Consider the following 17748-nt stretch of genomic DNA (forward strand, 5'->3'; position numbering starts at 1 on the left):
TTTGAACGTTATTAATAGAGAACAGTCAAATCATGAAAAAGTCGTTATTCCTTTTACTTTTTTTACCTCTTGTGACTATAGCGCAAGATGCTTTTTCTAAAAAAAATGCACAAAAACCTACTGAAGATCTCACCGAAGTAAATATCAATAAAAACATTCAAGGAACATTACTCACACCAGATACTTATGAAAAAGTACCACTGGTCATAATTATAGGCGATCAAGGAGCTATAGATCGCAACGGGAATGAACGTAGAACAAAAAGTAACGCTTATCTACAACTAGCAGATTCTTTACTCACTCAAGGAATTGCTACTTATAGATATGATAAGCGCATTTTAACCCAAATAAAAAATCGCAAACCTAGTGATAAAACACTATTCAGTGATTTTATAATAGACGCAAAAGAGTCTGTTTATTTTTTCAAGAACGATCGTAGATTTTCTAAAATATATCTAGCCGGACACGGTCAGGGATCTCTTGTAGCCATGCTTGCTGTAGATAAAGATGTTGATGGCATTATATCTATTAACGGTGCAGGACAGTCTATTGATGACGTTATTGTACAACAAATAGCACAACAACAGCCTGGCCTGGATAAGGTAGCTGCAGAGACCTTTAAAAGAGTGAAGAAGTCTGAAAAACCGGTAGTAGATATAGAACGCGATTTATATGTTATTATAGGTCCACAAGTGCAGCCATTCATGAAGTCATGGATGCAATATGACCCTGCTACAGAATTAAAAAACATCTCTGCTCCTGTCCTTATCGTTAACGGAACTAAGAATAGACAGGTAGACGCTACTGAAGCGCAACTATTAAAAGATGCAGCACCTACCGCTACTTTTGAGATTATAGAAAATATGAATCATGTTCTCAAAACCGTAGGAAATGATGAAATCGAAGCTTCTAAAAGCTACATTAATCCTAACTTTCCTTTAAATCAAAGACTGTTAGAATTAATTACAGCATTTGTAAAATAGTTTTTATTATAAATTAATTTCCAATATCGCTTTCGCGAAAGCGAAACTACCCTAAACAACTTCTTATAAAGTCGTATTTTGCAGCTATTCAAAATACGACATTATGGCCTTTTTATTTATAGAACCTACTATCGAGGTAGTACCACCCATGATTACCGATGACAAAATTGTTTTTGGTTTATTAATGATGTGTCTCGCCTTAGTCTTTTATTCTTCTTCATTACAAAAAGGATTTTGGTCTAAGTTTTATAAAATAGTACCAGCTTTATTAATGTGTTATTTATTGCCTTCTATTTTAAGCTCATTGGGAATCATTTCTGGTGAGCCGTGGGAGGTCGTAAAAGACGGTAAAATCGTAAAAGAGAGTTCTACTTTATACTTTATGGCCTCTCGTTATTTATTACCGGCAGCCTTAGTATTAATGACATTATCAATAGATTTAAAAGCAATATTTAATCTAGGTCCTAAAGCATTAATCATGTTTTTAACTGGAACTGTAGGAATCGTTATAGGCGGGCCTATCGCTATTTTAATAGTAGGCTCTTTTTCTCCTGAGACTGTAGGTGGACAAGGTTTTGACGCAGCATGGCGTGGGCTATCTACTCTAGCAGGTAGCTGGATAGGCGGCGGCGCAAATCAAACTGCTATGTTAGAGGTGTATGAATTTAATCCATCTAAATATGGAGGCATGGTTCTAGTAGATATAGTAGTGGCTAACTTATGGATGGGAATATTGTTATTCGGTATTGCAAAGGCTGCCCAAATAGATAAATGGCTAGGTGCAGATAGTAAGTCTATTGAAGATCTAAAAAGTAGAGTTTCAAAATATACAGAAAGTGTAAAGCGCGAGGCTACCTTTACAGACACTATGGTCATGTTAGGGATAGGTTTTGGAGCTGTAGCGATAGCACATTTTGGAGCAAATTATCTTTCTGAATTAATGAATAGCATGGATGCGATCGCTAAAAACATATTTCTAAGCTTCTTAACCAGTTCGTTTTTCTGGATGATCTCTATCTCTACTTTAATCGGTATAGGACTGTCTTTTACACCTGCCAAAAGTTATGAAGGTACAGGTGCTAGTAAAATAGGTAGTATTTTTATTTATGTCCTAGTAGCTACGATAGGTATGAAAATGGACCTTACTCAAATAATAGAAAACCCATTACTTATTCTAGTAGGAATTATATGGATGGCTATTCATGCAGGACTTCTTATTTTAATGGCAAAGCTTACCAGATCTCCTTACTTCTTTCTAGCGGTAGGCTCGCAAGCAAATGTGGGTGGTGCTGCCAGCGCTCCAGTAGTTGCGTCAGAGTTTCACCCATCGTTAACTAGTGTAGGTGTTTTGCTTGCCGTTTTCGGTTATGTAGTGGGTACGATAGGCGCTATAGGCTGTACTATTTTAATGCAACTGGTGGCTACTTCTTAGTAGGATTATTATCATAATTAAAACTTATAATGCATATTTGCAGCCATTAAAAAATTATCATGAAAAAAGTATTCTTCATTCTTATCGCTATTATATTTACAGCATCTTGTAATGATTCTAACTCTAGCAACTTTTCTGTTTCTGGAACTGTAGATGGAATTAAGGTTGGAAAAATATTCTTACAGCGTTTACAAGATTCTACTCTAGTAAATGTAGACTCTGTTGTTTTTGATGGAGAATCTGAATTTAAACTTAAAGCATCTTTAAGTCAACCAGAAATCATGTACTTGCATCTAGATGTAAAGGATGGTACTGAGTTCAATGACCGTCTTATGTTCTTTGCAGAGGATACGACGATGACTATGAATTCTACGTGGAATAACTTTGTAAATGACGCTGTATTTACTGGTTCTAAAAACCAAAAACTCTATGATACTTATCTAAAAAACAGTAAAAGATTAAATGCGGTTTATACAGATCTAGTCAAAAAAAGTATGTCACTTACTGACCAGACTAGAACTAAAGAGGTAACAGATTCTATCTATACTGCTTATGAAAAGTACCTAAGAAGAAAAGTGTTACACGCTATTAACTATGCACAATTATATAATGATAAAGAGGTTGCCCCTTATTTATTAGTGAGTGAGGCTAGTGAGGCAAATCCTATTTTATTAGATAGCGTGTATAGAAGTATGCCAAAAAAAATTCAGACAACTGTTTATGGAAAACAACTGTCTGAATTAATAAATAACGCTAAGGATAATTTATAGAGCGTTAACTCTATCGATAAGTCCTTTTCCTTGAGTTTCTAAGTCAGAACGTACTGCAGTAAGATGAGCCTTGCGGTTTTCTACTTTGCGGTCGTTTACTCTAGCGATTAAACCGTCAAATACTTCGATAGAATCATCAACGATCTTTTCAGATTCGGCAGTTTTCTCTGGGCTTAATGCCTGAGTAATAAGTGCTGCTTCTATGATATCTCCTAATACGTAATTGATGTCTTGCTTAAGATTTTTTATACTAGCCATAATAATTTAATTTGTTGCAAAAATAGTGAATAAAAGAGTTACACGATAGCATAGAAACGTAATAGTAACTAGGTGCTTTTTTTCTTTTAAATTCTTGATGGTGAGTTCGCTTTCGCGAAAGCGGAACAGAAATACATCTATATACTTTACAGCCCTTTATAGACTACAAAATTGCGCTCTGTCTCATAAAGCTTAATTTCTAGATCAAATTTAGGATCTAATTTTGCTTTAATTTTATTATAAACTACAAAGGCTATATTCTCTGCAGTTGGGTTTAAGGAAGCAAATTCTGGAACCTGCTCGTTAAGGTTTTTATGATCTAAAGCGTCTTCTACCTCTTCTTTAATGATGTCTTTAAGAACTTTGAGATCTATTAAATAGCCTGTCTCTGGGTCTACCTCTCCTGTGACTCCTACCTCTATATTATAATTGTGCCCGTGGTAATGTTTATTGCTGCATAGTCCAAAAACTTGAGCGTTCTTTTCATCACTCCAGTCCTTGCGGTATAAACGATGTGCTGCGTTAAAATGAGCTTTTCGGTAGGCAGTTAGTATCATGAAATATGGGAATAATATTTTTCAAAAATGATTTTAAACCACTCAGTATAAATCTCTGGTTGCTGTGCTATATCTTTTTTTATAGCCTGTGCAGTCATCCATTTATATGCGGCTGCTTCTTCTGGATTAATTTGAGGTGCCTCGTTATAACGGCCTATCATTACATGGTCTAATTCATGCTCTGTTAATCCATTATCAAAAGGTGCTATATAGATAAAATGAAACAACTCTTCTAGATCGGTCACAAAGCCCATCTCTTCCATGAGTCTCCTTTTTCCTGCTTCTATATTAGATTCTCCCTCACGTTGATGGCTACAACAGGTGTTAGTCCATAAACCAGGTGAATGGTACTTATCTAGTGCTCGCTGTTGCAACATGATTTCATTCTTATCATTTACTACAAAGACAGAAAAGGCTCTATGCAAAAGTGCCTTTTCATGAGCCTCGATTTTTTCCATTAGACCGATTTGCTCATCATTCTCGTTTACTAAGATTACTTGTTCTATGATTTCTAATAATTTATGAGACAAAAATACAAAAGGAATCTCTTTTGATTTCTTAAACATTTACTAAGTAGTTAAGGCTAGTTATTCATTACAAGATGAATTAGTGTTCTCTACATCATGAAATCTATTACTGGACACGCCAGTATCTAGATATTGTTATTTTTTTAAGGTAGAGCCTCTTAACTCTATGGTAAAATCTACTGTTGCGGTAAATGTAGGTGCTGTTTTTTCTTTATTTTCTAATCGGGATACTAACATACGTACAGATTGTTGTCCTATCTCTTCTGCATGTTGCGTAATCGTAGAAAGGTGTGGATATGACAAATAGGAAATATCATCTGAAGCAAACCCTATAATAGATAGTTCTTCTGGAACTTTTTTATTAATTCTTTGTGCAATATTAACAAACATAACACCAGATACGTTGTCAATACAGAGTAGGCCATCCATATCTTCATGTTCTTTAATTATATTTTCTATCTGGTCATTAAGAATTGCTTTATCATCTTCTATATCTATTACGATAGGCTCAGCTTTATAAGCCTCGTGTTTTTCTAAAGCTTTTTTATACCCTAAGATTCTTAGTTTTCCGACACTTAAATCCCTTAGAGTATTCACTAGAATGATTTTTTTGCGGCCTTCTTTTATTAGTATCTCTGTACCTCTGAAAGCTGCATTAAAGTCGTCTATAATTACCTTATCGCAATTTACATCATTTGCTACACGGTCAAACATAACTATAGGCACATCTTGATTAATGATATCTTTAAGGTGTTTTACCTCTCCATTAGTTTGTGTTTCTTGTGCAACAGACATAATAAATCCATCTACACTACCATTTGCTAAAAGATTAAGACTACTATTCTCTTTATTAAAAGATTCATTTGAGAGACAGGTAATAATATTATAACCTAAGGCATTAGACTCCTGTTCTATACCGTAAAGTATGCGAGCAAAAAACACATTCAAAATATCTGGAATGATAACACCTATAGTCTTAGTTTTTCTATTCTTGAGACTAAGTGCTAGCGTGTTAGGCCTATAATTAAGTTGTTTTGCTATTTCTTTAACACGAGCGATCGTGTCTTTACTTATTTCAGGACTATCCTTTAAAGCTTTAGAGACAGTCGAAACTGAAACTCCTAAGGTAGCAGCTAGGTCTTTAAGGGTTATCATGTTTTATTTATTTAGAAATGAATAAAATATCTAGGGTTTACAAACATACGTTTGAAAATTTAACTAAAGCAAAAAGATAATGATTACTATTCTATTTTATAGAAAAATATTAAAAGCTTATTAATGACATTACCCAATTAATTTAATAAGCTAAAACAAAATAAGTTTAACTTTAAACACTATCTATACTTTATCGTTTATATACTATATGCTTAAAAACAGGATGATCACTACCCTTTAATTTGTTGATTTTATAGACCTTTTTTTTAATTACTTTTATGAAGTAGATTTAAAGGTTTTTTAACAGCTTTATCTGTTCATTAAGACAACTTGTTATTGATTTTTATAAGTAGTTACCTATTAAAATGAGTAACAAAAAATGTATAATCATGAGTTTTCTAATCTTCATCGAGAAGACCAAGAAATCGGTTAACTCAGAACAATTATATTCATGTTATTTGCAGCTTAAAAGAATACTTGCCTTCCCATTTTTGAGCAAAACATTTCAAAACATCAGTAGTAAATTGTACAGTAAGTTCATCACAGATGTTTCACATATCTTATGTCCATGGTTTTATACTTTAGGACCAGCTATCTACTTAGAGGTTTTTTATTATCTTTTACAAAACGCAAATTTGAGTTTAACATTCAGAGATAGAATATTTATTGGCACAGTAAAACCTTTGAGAATATAGGTTAACAAAATCAGTATTTTTTAAACAAACAGGACGTCTATTACTACAAGAACAATCATTTAAAAATAAACTTAACTCATTAATCATCTAGAGCCTTAAACAACTTTGTTACCCCATCTAGATTGCTCTGCGATGATCTGTAAAGCTTTGTGTATCGCTAGGCAATTCCATTCTTACTTTAAAGACTGTTACGTCTATTCAGAAAATAAGAAAAAGAGATTCTAAAAGACTATTATTCTATACTAGAATATTAATAGTAATAGCAGCTGTTCTCAACAAGCTGGTAGAGATACTTAAAAATCAAATAACACAAGTATTTCTTGTTTCATATCAATAAAACTCATTCACAAGGAATAGAGTGATATAATTACATTTCAATACCGTTTAAAACACTATTGCCTTAAAAAACAATCATAGGGTTAAAAGAAAGGTTATAACCTTTAAAAACGCTTCTAATCTACACACCAAAGCATGCTCGTATCTTTTTACTGGACTATACCATACGAGTATTACCAGAAATAATATTTTTGTTTTTAATGTTCTTTAATTGACTGTTAGATTTAATATGGAGTGTAATCCAGACGCTATGAGATTACAAATGTTTAAAAAGCCTGTTAGTTTATTACCGTTCTCAATGAGTTTGAGATAATCTTACTTTGATGAATATTCTTTAAAGTACCTTGTTCAAATTTAAAAGTAAAAAAATAGCTAGAGTCAAGACACTAGCTATTTTTTAATTACGCGGTTTATGTAATACTACGTTATTGAACTATTGTAGAACAATCAAGTAGTTTGTAAATTAGAAGTTTTGATAAAAAACCCTCTACAATTAAATAGAATTAATTTTATATCTAGTTTAAAACTTATAACAGGTTGAGTCTTATTTTTTAATCACTATAAACTCAGATCGTCTATTTAATTGATGTTCTTCTTCTGTACATTCCACACCATTAGAACATTGATTCACTAATTGAAACTCTCCATAACCTCTAGCTGTGATTCTGTCTGCAGAAATTCCCTTCATAATAAGATAAGCTCTTGTAGACTTTGCTCTTCTATCACTTAACTTTATGTTATAGCCATCTGGTGCTCTACTATCCGTATGAGAACGTACATCTATCTGAACTGTTGGATATGCTTTCATATAACGCAACACTTTTTGTAATTCCAACTCAGCATCTGGGCGTATATTATGTTTATCAAAATCAAAATAAATCATATTGATATCTAGAATATCATTTAGATCATCTCCTTCTTTAACATTTTTTAACCTATCGTCAATAGACTTACTTATCTGTAATGGCAAATCGATAGTCGCCACCGTGTTCGGTGTTGTAGTATTAGCTTCAGCTGGAGAATACCCTTCTTTAAAAGCTCTTATAGAATAATCACTAGCACAGCTTACCATAAATTTATATGCAGCGTCTTTACCGACTACGACAGACTCTATTACAGAATTATTTTGATCTAGTAGATCAACCTGTGTGTCAGGCATCAATAATCCCGTTTTTTCATTTGTAACAACACCCTTTAAAATGTCCATACAGACAAGTGGATCATTTTGGACAAATCTATAAATATCATCCAGTCCTTTACCTTCTGGTCTATTAGAACTGAAATAACCCATCTGAGTACTATCGTTAATTATAAATGAAAAATCATCATGCTGACCATTAACGGGCTTACCTATATTAGTAACTCTAATACTGTTTTTATTATAAGTTTCACTTAACGGAGTAACAAAGATATCTAGACCTCCTAGCCCCATATGTCCTGTTGATGAAAAATATAAATCTCCATTATCAGATATAAATGGAAACAGCTCATTTCCTGCTGTGTTAATGGAAGATACATTTACAGGTTCTGAAAGTTCTCCTTCTTCATCTAAATCTACATACCAAATATCAGAAAGAACTCTACCTTCTAACCCTTCTTTACTTCCAGGTCTATCACTTGCAAAATAAAGTCTAGACTCCTCAATGTTTAAAGCAGGGTGAGCGGTTGAAAACTCATCTCCGTTAATTTTTAGATCAGTAATATTACCCCATCCTTTTGAAGTTTTTTGAGCTCTGAATATTCTCAGCTTATTCACATCGTCAGAACTCTTTTTAAAGTTACTATTAAAATAGTTGTTACTAGAATAATAAACTGTCTGACCATCTTTTGTAAAAACGGCATTACTTTCATGGAATTTTGTGTTTAATTTTTCATCACCACCGTTGCCAAATTTAGTTACATTACTCAACTCACCGGTGAGCGTATCCATATCTGCCTTAAAAAGATCTAAAAATTGTCTGTCATTCCATTTGTGTTTTCTACTTATAAGAGAAGAACTGTCTCTTGCACTTGCAAAAACTACTTTATTTGTTCCTCGATAATAAGCCGCTCCAAAATCTTGACTTTTTGTATTAATAACCTCATTTACTATAGAAAACCTATAAGACTGTAATTCTATTAAATCAATGTAATTAACATCGTTAGCATATTCATTGATGTAATCATCATCACCGTTTATCCTTCTATACTTATCAAGTAAACTGTTTGCTTTAGTATAATCACCTACAGCTTTTAATGATTGTATAAATCTGAAGTAGTATTCTTTTGATATAGTATCTTGATTGTATTCAAAAAGCTTAGAATACCATTTATGTGCATTCTTATAATCATTATTAAAGTAATAAGTGTCTCCTAACTTCTGAAAGAGCTCTACACTTTCATAACCATTATTGACAATTTCAAGATACATTTTTTGAGCTTCAATAAATGCGTAGTTTTCATAATTTTTGTTAGAAGAACCTATCTTTTTTTCTTGAGAAAAAGATAGACTCGAACTGAAAACAAAAAGTAATATGTATAGTTTTTTAAACATAATATATGCTGTGTTTATTTTTCTTAGAAGAAACGAGGTGTAATGATACGATCGTAGCTGTTAAATAATTCAAATCTCATAAATAGTTCATAACTACCGTCATTAAAAACAGTGTTTCCTAACTCTGTAGTTTCTCTATCATAGGCAAATCCGATCATCATTTGATCACTTAGTTGAAAGCCTACTAAACCTGTTACCGCTGCACTCCATCTATAAGCTGCTCCTAATGTCAATTTTTCATTAAACAAAAAGTTTGCTGACAGATCTACCTGTAATGGAGCTCCTTGAACCACTTTTACTAATGCAGATGGTTTAAACTTAATTGCATCATTTAAGTCCAGAATATAACCTGCCGTAGCAAAATAATGTATTCTTTCACTAGCGATAAAAGTCGTACTTGAAGAGTCATTACTCTCATCAAAATGATCTGTTTGAAACAAATTAGGGGCACTTAATCCTAAATAAAAATTCTCTGTATGGTAATACATCCCTAAACCTACCGTAGGAGAAAGCTTATTTTCAATATTTTCCATTAACCTAGAGTCACCTTCATCAAAGCGACTCAGTTTTGTGAAATCAACATTTAGCACATGAATACCTCCTTTAAGACCAAAACTTAATCGAGAATCCTCGCCTACTGGAATCGTATAACTAAAATCTGCAGCTACATAAGTCTCATCTGCCGGGCCTATCTCATCATTTACTATACTCAATCCTAGACCTACACGACTGTTAGAAAGAGGAGTGTGAAATGATAGCGTCTGGGTTCTTGGTGCTCCATCTAGACCTACCCACTGACTTCGGTGTAAACCTACTATACTTGCTACTCCTCGATTACCTGCATAAGCGGGATTTACAACTATAGGATTATAAGAGTACTGACTGTATTGAGGATCTTGTTGTGCGGTAACCGCTTTCGCGAAAGCGAATAACAATAAACAAGTTAATATTTTTTTCATGCTATACTATTTTTCAATTAACCTGCCCTAACTATTAATTAGGGCAGGTAAGATTTATTTATCTGATATATAGATATCCTGCTAGTTGTTGAGTTGCACCAAAGTCATCGACATATTCAATAACATAGTAGTACGTTCCTGTAGGCAACTTCTCTCCTGAAGAAATTGTTGTTCTACCATTAGAAATTCCATCGAATCGTTTTGTAACGTTGTCATAACCAACCTCGTTATAAACCTCTACTCCCCAACGATTGTAAATTCTAACGGTATTATCAAAGTTCTCAATTCCTTGAAGGAAGAAGAAATCGTTCTCATTATCATCGTTAGGAGTAACAGCATTAAATACGGTTATACCTCTAACATCCTGGTCAAGATAATCAGGAATACCATCATTATCAAGATCACTAGTATCACCAGTATCAGGATCAGTATCACCATCAGGATTAGAACCTTCATCTACTGTAGCTATACCATCTCCATCGTCATCAGTATCAAGATAATCAGGAATACCGTCATTATCAGAGTCTTGATTAGTTGGGTCATTATCACCATCATAATTTTCATTAATGGTAGATACACCGTCATTATCGTCATCTCTATCTAAAAAGTTAGGAATTCCATCTCCATCCGTATCCCCTAGAGCTAACTCCACACGATTAGGCACGTTATCCATATCACAGTCTGCGTCTAACCAAGATTCAGAAGGGATTAAGGTTTGATCTTCAAGAATTAAACTACAAGGATCTTGTGGATCTGTACCTTCCAATACTTCATCAATGTTAGTAACACCATCACCATCACAATCTAGATTATCCCAAGCAGAGCTTGCTGCTGCAGGGTCCTGAGATGCCTGATCATAATCACAAGGATCTTGTGAATCTGTACCATCGATAACTTCTTGTCCATTACTAACACCATCACCATCACAATCTGACATATTCCAAACCTCAGAAGGTTGTACTGTCTGACTTACTGTTAAATAATCACAAGGATTATTGAAGTCCGTTAGATCACTTATCTCATCTCCATTAGTAACACCATCACCATCACAATCTGCATCTAAGAAATCATCTGAAGGAGTAAGTGTTACACTTGATAATGTAAGATCACAAGGATCATTAGGATCTGTCATATCAGCGATTTCATCTCCATTAGAAACTCCATCACCATCACAATCGAACATGTTCCACTCTGCTGTAACATTTACTAACACCTGGTTAGCAACGTCATAATTACAAGGATCTTGTGGATTAGTTCCATCATTAATTTCTGTTCCATTTGAAACTCCATCACCATCACAATCTGCAGCTAACCAAGCAACTGTTGCCGTAGTAGTAGCCTGAGCAGACGCATCGTAATCACAAAGATCGTTAGGATCAGTACCTGTAGCTATTTCATCTTCATTACTAATTCCATCTCCATCACAATCTTCTAATAAGTAATCTCCTGTCTGTACTAAAGTGACACTATCATCTAAGAAATTACAAGGGTCATTTGGATCTGTACCATCGGCAATTTCGTCCTCATTAGTAACACCATCACCGTCACAATCTGCAGTAAGATAACCACCTGTTTGTGTTAAAGTAATATCAGCACTATTGAAATCACAAGGATCATTAGGATTTGTATTATCCGGACCAGCATTACCATCCATATCTGGATCTACCTCTGTTCCATTAGTAACACCATCTCCGTCACAATCTGCGTTGTACCATAGGGTATTCGTATCAGTTAAATCTACGTTAGGTAAACTACCGCCTGAACATGGATCTAATGGATCTGTTGAATTTACAAGTTCTGAACCGTTTGATTCACCATCTCCATCACAATCTGCAGCAAGGTAATCACCTGATTGTGCAACAGACATGCTATCTACTAAAAACTCACATGGATTATTAGGATCTGTACCATCGGCAATTTCATCGCTATTGGTAACACCATCTCCATCACAATCTGCTTCTAGGTAACTTGTACCTTGAACTAGAGTTACATCACTAGTATTAAAATCACAAGGATCATTAGGATCCGTATTATCAGGACCAGCATTACCATCCATATCTGGATCTACTTCTGTTCCATTAGTAACACCATCGCCATCACAATCTGCGTTGTACCAAAGGCTATTGGTATCAGCTAAATCTACATTAGGTAAACTACCACCAGAACATGGATCGTTAGGGTCTGTACTATTAGCAAGTTCATCTCCATTACTCTCACCATCGCCATCACAATCTGCTGCAAGATAAACACCTGACTGAGCAATAGTAATACTACCTGATAAGAATTCACAAGGATTATTAGGATCTGTACCATCATTAAGTTCATCACCATTAGTGACACCGTCTCCATCACAATCTGCATTTAAGTAACCAATACTTTGTGCAATAGTAATATCGATAGGATTAAAGTCACAAGGATCATTAGGGTCCGTATTATCAGGACCAGCATTACCATCCATATCTGGATCTACTTCTATTCCATTAATAACACCATCACCATCACAATCTGAATTATACCACATACTAGTAGTGTTGGTTAAATCTACGTTAGGTAAACTACCTCCTGAACATGGATCATTAGGATCAGTACTATTAGCGAGTTCGTCGCCGTTACTCTCTCCATCTCCATCACAATCTGCTAATAAATAATCTCCAGAAACCATAACAGAAACGCTTCCTAAAACTAAATCACAAGGATCTAATGGATTTGTACCATCATTAAGTTCATCACCATTAGTGACACCGTCTCCATCACAATCAGATGTAAGGAATCGGATGCTTTGTGAAACTGTAACATCTGCTAGAGTGAAATCACAAGGATCATTTGGATCTGTACTAACAGGACCAGCAGAACCATCCATATCAGGATCTACTTCAGTACCATTAATCACACCATCACCGTCACAATCTGCATTATACCAAAGAGTAGTAGTATTAGTTAGATCAACGTTAGGCAAACTTCCTCCTGAACATGGATCAAATGGATCTGTTGAATTAGCAAGTTCTGAACCATTTGTTTCACCATCGCCATCACAATCTGCAGTTAAGAAATCACCCATTTGAGTAAGTGTTAAACTTTCAACTAAGAAACTACACGGATCTAGTGGGTTAGTACCATCAGTAATCTCATCTCCATTAGTAACACCATCTCCATCACAATCTGCTGCTAAGTATGCACCACTTTGCATAACAGCTACGTCGCTTAAATTGAAATCACATGGATCATTAGGATCTGTATTAAAAGGACCAGCAACTCCATCCATGTTAGGATCTACCTCTGTTCCATTAATTACTCCATCACCATCACAATCTGCATTGTACCATACACTAGTCGTATTAGTTAAATCGACGTTAGGTAAACTTCCTCCTGAACATGGGTCTAAAGGATCGGTTGAATTTGCAAGTTCTGAACCATTTGTTTCACCGTCTCCATCACAATCAGCATTCAAGAATGCTCCAGCCTGTGCAGATGTAATACTTCCTACTACAAAACTACAAGGATCTGTAGGATCTGTACCATCTATAATTTCATCTCCATTAGACACTCCATCACCATCACAATCTGCCAACATATAAGCTGCACTTTGAAGAACAGTTACATCATCATTATTAAAATCACATGGGTCGTTAGGATCTGTATTATCCAGATCTGCAACTCCATTCATATCAGGATCTACTTCCGTACCATTGATAACACCATCACCGTCACAATCTGAGATATACCAATCACTATTAGTGTCACTCAAATCGACATTCGGTAGACTACCTCCCGAACATGGGTTTAATGGATCTGTACCATTATTTAATTCTTCTCCATTTGAATCTCCATCACCATCACAATCTGCTGCTAGATAATCACCGCTTGGTGTCAACGTAACACTTACTGCAGTAAAATCACATGGATCATTTGGATCTGTTCCATTAGCAATTTCAGAACCATTAGTCTCACCATCACCATCACAATCTGCTGTTAGGTAATCTCCACTAGGTGTTAAAGTAATATCTGATATATCGAAATCACATGGATCATTAGGATCTGTATCATTTGGTCCAGCAATTCCATCCATATTAGGATCTACCTCTGCTCCATTACTAACACCATCACCATCACAGTCTGCCACATACCAGTCGGACAGCATATCGGATAAATCAACATTTGCTAGGTTTTCTCCTTCACATGGATCCGTTGGATCTGTACCTAATGCAATTTCATCTGCGTTAGTTACACCATCACCATCACAATCTGCATTTGGATTAACCAAACAGTCATCATCATAAGTAATAACTACTGCAACTTCATTACTTTCATTACCACTATTATCCCTTACTGTATAAGCTATTTGTGCTGGATTCTCTTCAAAACCTGACTCTGGCACAAAGCTAATTGCTCCTGTTATAGGATTCACTTGCCACATCCCTTCGTCTAATATCGTAAATCCAATTACATCACCATCAGCATCCAATATTACATCAGTAGCATTCAATGGAGTCACAAGACTAACACTTGTTGGATCAATTGTACTATCACCCTGCGCGTCTGTGTCATTAAAAACAACATCTATACCTACTGTAGTACCAGGAATATTATCCAAATCCTCATCAATCACTGCTACTGGTGCATCCTGACCAAAGGTTATAGTCGTACTAGCTTCATCAGTTAAGCCATCCTCATCTTCAACCGTATATAAGAAAGCAATTGGATCACTACTATCTGTTACTGGGGTAACAATTAAATCGCCATTAGTATCTAAAGAAACCACCGTACCGTCGCTTAACGTTACTGGGTTTGCAGCATCTATTGGTGTACTTACTCCCGTAACTGGGTCTGTAATCTCAGTTATGGTCAATAAAATATTATTACCGTCGGGATCATCAACCACTGGTGTAATTACAATTGGTGCATTAACTCCCAAGGCTTGAATATCCACATCATCTGCCACTGGCGGCTGATTTACTGTAACTTCAATCTGACCTGTCGTCGTTAAACCATCTTCATCGGCTAAAGTATAATCAAATTCTACTAGTACAGCACCTGGACCAGGAATAACATCTAAAGTACCATTTGTATTTAATGTTACCGTGGAGCCATCACTTAATGTTACTGTCGAGCCTGGTGCAATCGGTGTTACCGTTCCATCAGCGTCGATAATCTCAGTAATCATTAAATTAACATTATCTCCATCTGGATCTTCATCATTAATTAAAGCATTAATGTTTACTGACGTCTCTGGATCAGTTTCAGCAGTATCAATAATTGCTGTTGGTGGTAACTGAGTAAATGTAATGTCTACATTTCCTGTATCTGTTAAACCGTCTTCGTCCTCTAATGTATAATCAAAGTTGATTGGTTCTGTGCTGTCTAATGCTGGAACTACATCTAAAACTCCGTTCGGTTGTAATGTTACCATCGTACCATCACTCAACGTAACCGTTTGTCCTACAACTATTGGAAATACTGTACCATCGGCATCAATAATCTCTGTAATTGCTAAGTTCGCATTGTTTCCATCTGGATCTTCATCACCAGTTACAACAGGTACTTGCTGTAAAGCATTTATCATCGCTCCTGTAACTACTTCATCATCGGCTACTGGTGGTAACTGTATAAAAGTAATGTCTACGTTTCCTGTATCTGACTCGCCATCTTCATCAACTATTGTATAGTCAAAGTTGATCGGCTCTGTACTGTCTGTTACTGGGGTAACTACTAGTTCACCATTTACTAAAGTTACTTCTGTACCATCAGATAACACAACTGGCATACCGCCTTCTGTAATAGCCTGACCAGCTACTTCTGTGATCGTTAAATTACCATTATCGCCATCTGGATCTTCATCACCGTCTAAGGCATCAACTACTACTGGAGTATTGATAGACTGATCTACTAACATCTCATCATCAGCTACTGGTGGTAGTTGATCAAATCTAACATCAACATCAGCTGTTGCCATTAAACCATCTTCATCAGTTACTGTATAACTAAAGTCGATATCTTCTGTACTATCTGGTGCTGGAACTACATCCAAAGTACCATTAGTCTGTAAGGTTACCATTGTACCATCACTTAATGTTACTGTAGCGCCTGGTGCAATCGGTGTTACCGTTCCATCAGCGTCGATAATCTCAGTAATCATTAAATTAGCATTATCGCCATCTGGATCTTCATCTCCATCTAAAACACTAATGTTTACTGGCGTGTTGATTGTTGCATTCATGACAACTTCAGGATCCGCTGTTGGTGGTAACTGAACAAATGTAATATCTACATTTCCTGTATCTGTTAAACCGTCTTCGTCCTCTAATGTATAATCAAAGTTGATTGGTTCTGTGCTGTCTAATGCTGGAACTACATCTAAAACTCCGTTCGGTTGTAATGTTACCATCGTACCATCACTCAACGTAACCGTTTGTCCTACAACTATTGGAAATACTGTACCATCGGCATCAAGAATCTCTGTAATTGCTAAGTTCGCATTGTTTCCATCTGGATCTTCATCACCAGTTACAACAGGTACTTGCTGTAAAGCATTTATCATCGCTCCTGTAACTACTTCATCATCGGCTACTGGTGGTAACTGTATAAAAGTAATGTCTACGTTTCCTGTATCTGACTCGCCATCTTCATCAACTATTGTATAGTCAAAGTTGATCGGCTCTGTACTGTCTGTTACTGGGGTAACTACTAGTTCACCATTTACTAAGGTAACTTCTGTACCATCAGATAACACAACTGGCATACCGCCTTCTGTAATAGCCTGACCAGCTACTTCTGTGATCGTCAAATTAGCATTATCGCCATCTGGATCTTCATCACCGTCTAAGGCATCTACTACTACTGGAGTATTGATAGACTGATCTACTAACATCTCATCATCAGCTACTGGTGGTAGTTGATCAAATCTAACATCAACATCAGCTGTTGCCATTAAACCATCTTCATCTGTTATTGTATAACTAAAGTCAATATCTTCTGTACTATCTGGTGCTGGAACTACATCCAAAGTACCATTAGTCTGTAAGGTTACCATTGTACCATCACTTAATGTTACTGTTGCCCCTGGTGCTATCGGTGTTACCGTTCCATCAGCGTCAATAATCTCAGTAATCATTAAATTAGAATTATCTCCATCTGGATCTTCATCTCCATCTAAAACACTAATGTTTACTGGAGTATTGATTGTTGCATTCATTACAACTTCAGGATCCGCTGTTGGTGGTAACTGAACAAATGTAATGTCTACATTTCCTGTATCTGTTAAACCGTCTTCGTCCTCTAATGTATAATCAAAGTTGATTGGTTCTGTGCTGTCTAATGCTGGAACTACATCTAAAACTCCGTTCGGTTGTAATGTTACCATCGTACCATCACTCAACGTAACCGTTTGTCCTACAACTATTGGAAATACTGTACCATCGGCATCAAGAATCTCTGTAATTGCTAAGTTCGCATCGTTTCCATCTGGATCTTCATCACCAGTTACAACAGGTACTTGCTGTAAAGCATTTATCATTGCTCCTGTAACTACTTCATCATCAGCTACTGG

General features: G+C 35.6%; 10 protein-coding genes. 3 read left to right on the top strand and 7 right to left on the bottom strand.

The annotated features are described in order from the left end of the window. Positions 1-32 precede the first annotated feature (32 nt). The 3 genes from Q0838_RS03955 (at position 33) to Q0838_RS03965 (ending at position 3185) form a co-directional block, all read left to right on the top strand. The gene (locus tag Q0838_RS03955; protein WP_298951603.1) at positions 33-983 is read left to right on the top strand and encodes an alpha/beta hydrolase; all 951 of its coding nucleotides are present in this window, start codon (positions 33-35) and stop codon (positions 981-983) included. A gap of 103 nt (positions 984-1086) precedes the next feature. After that, positions 1087-2415: a DUF819 family protein gene (locus Q0838_RS03960; RefSeq protein WP_298951606.1), complete on the top strand. Its 1329-nt coding sequence runs from the start codon at positions 1087-1089 to the stop codon at positions 2413-2415. 59 nt (positions 2416-2474) lie between these two features. After that, positions 2475-3185 (top strand): DUF4369 domain-containing protein, encoded by a 711-nt coding sequence (locus Q0838_RS03965; RefSeq protein WP_298951609.1) that lies wholly within the window; start codon positions 2475-2477, stop codon positions 3183-3185. On the opposite strand, the gene Q0838_RS03970 is transcribed toward Q0838_RS03965, so the two are convergent. From Q0838_RS03970 to Q0838_RS04000, 7 genes are all read right to left on the bottom strand, one after another. Further along, complete coding sequence (locus Q0838_RS03970) at positions 3180-3443, bottom strand: hypothetical protein (RefSeq protein WP_104516010.1); 264 nt, start codon at positions 3441-3443, stop codon at positions 3180-3182. The genes Q0838_RS03965 and Q0838_RS03970 overlap by 6 nt on opposite strands. 146 nt (positions 3444-3589) lie before the next feature. Then, positions 3590-4000: a 6-carboxytetrahydropterin synthase gene (locus Q0838_RS03975; protein ID WP_104516009.1), complete on the bottom strand. Its 411-nt coding sequence runs from the start codon at positions 3998-4000 to the stop codon at positions 3590-3592. Beyond that, positions 3997-4566, bottom strand: a complete 570-nt coding sequence (gene idi, locus Q0838_RS03980) for an isopentenyl-diphosphate Delta-isomerase (protein WP_298951613.1) — start codon at positions 4564-4566, stop codon at positions 3997-3999. The genes Q0838_RS03975 and idi overlap by 4 nt, the downstream gene beginning before the upstream one ends. 96 nt (positions 4567-4662) lie before the next feature. Beyond that, positions 4663-5682, bottom strand: a complete 1020-nt coding sequence (locus Q0838_RS03985) for a LacI family DNA-binding transcriptional regulator (RefSeq protein ID WP_298951615.1) — start codon at positions 5680-5682, stop codon at positions 4663-4665. Between the two features lie 1575 nt (positions 5683-7257). After that, a complete protein-coding gene (locus tag Q0838_RS03990) occupies positions 7258-9246 on the bottom strand; it encodes an OmpA family protein (RefSeq protein WP_298951616.1) in 1989 nt (662 codons plus the stop codon). Between the two features lie 23 nt (positions 9247-9269). Further along, positions 9270-10205 carry a type IX secretion system membrane protein PorP/SprF gene (locus Q0838_RS03995; RefSeq protein WP_298951618.1) on the bottom strand — a complete coding sequence of 312 codons (936 nt, stop codon included), beginning with the start codon at positions 10203-10205 and terminating at the stop codon, positions 9270-9272. Positions 10206-10263: 58 nt separating this feature from the next. Continuing rightward, positions 10264-17715, bottom strand: a complete 7452-nt coding sequence (locus tag Q0838_RS04000; protein ID WP_298951621.1) for a gliding motility-associated C-terminal domain-containing protein — start codon at positions 17713-17715, stop codon at positions 10264-10266. Positions 17716-17748 lie beyond the last annotated feature (33 nt).

Origin of the sequence: uncultured Nonlabens sp. (assembly GCF_947495285.1) — a bacterium.
Lineage (GTDB): Bacteria > Bacteroidota > Bacteroidia > Flavobacteriales > Flavobacteriaceae > Nonlabens.

Coding starts and splice junctions, on each gene's coding strand:
- Q0838_RS03995 (WP_298951618.1), bottom strand. CDS start 10,205: ATGAAAAAAATATTAACTTGTTTATTGTTATTCGCTTTCGCGAAAGCG.
- idi (WP_298951613.1), bottom strand. CDS start 4,566: ATGTTTAAGAAATCAAAAGAGATTCCTTTTGTATTTTTGTCTCATAAA.
- Q0838_RS03965 (WP_298951609.1), top strand. CDS start 2,475: ATGAAAAAAGTATTCTTCATTCTTATCGCTATTATATTTACAGCATCT.
- Q0838_RS03975 (WP_104516009.1), bottom strand. CDS start 4,000: ATGATACTAACTGCCTACCGAAAAGCTCATTTTAACGCAGCACATCGT.
- Q0838_RS03970 (WP_104516010.1), bottom strand. CDS start 3,443: ATGGCTAGTATAAAAAATCTTAAGCAAGACATCAATTACGTATTAGGA.
- Q0838_RS03990 (WP_298951616.1), bottom strand. CDS start 9,246: ATGTTTAAAAAACTATACATATTACTTTTTGTTTTCAGTTCGAGTCTA.
- Q0838_RS04000 (WP_298951621.1), bottom strand. CDS start 17,715: ATGATAAATGCTTTACAGCAAGTACCTGTTGTAACTGGTGATGAAGAT.
- Q0838_RS03955 (WP_298951603.1), top strand. CDS start 33: ATGAAAAAGTCGTTATTCCTTTTACTTTTTTTACCTCTTGTGACTATA.
- Q0838_RS03985 (WP_298951615.1), bottom strand. CDS start 5,682: ATGATAACCCTTAAAGACCTAGCTGCTACCTTAGGAGTTTCAGTTTCG.
- Q0838_RS03960 (WP_298951606.1), top strand. CDS start 1,087: ATGGCCTTTTTATTTATAGAACCTACTATCGAGGTAGTACCACCCATG.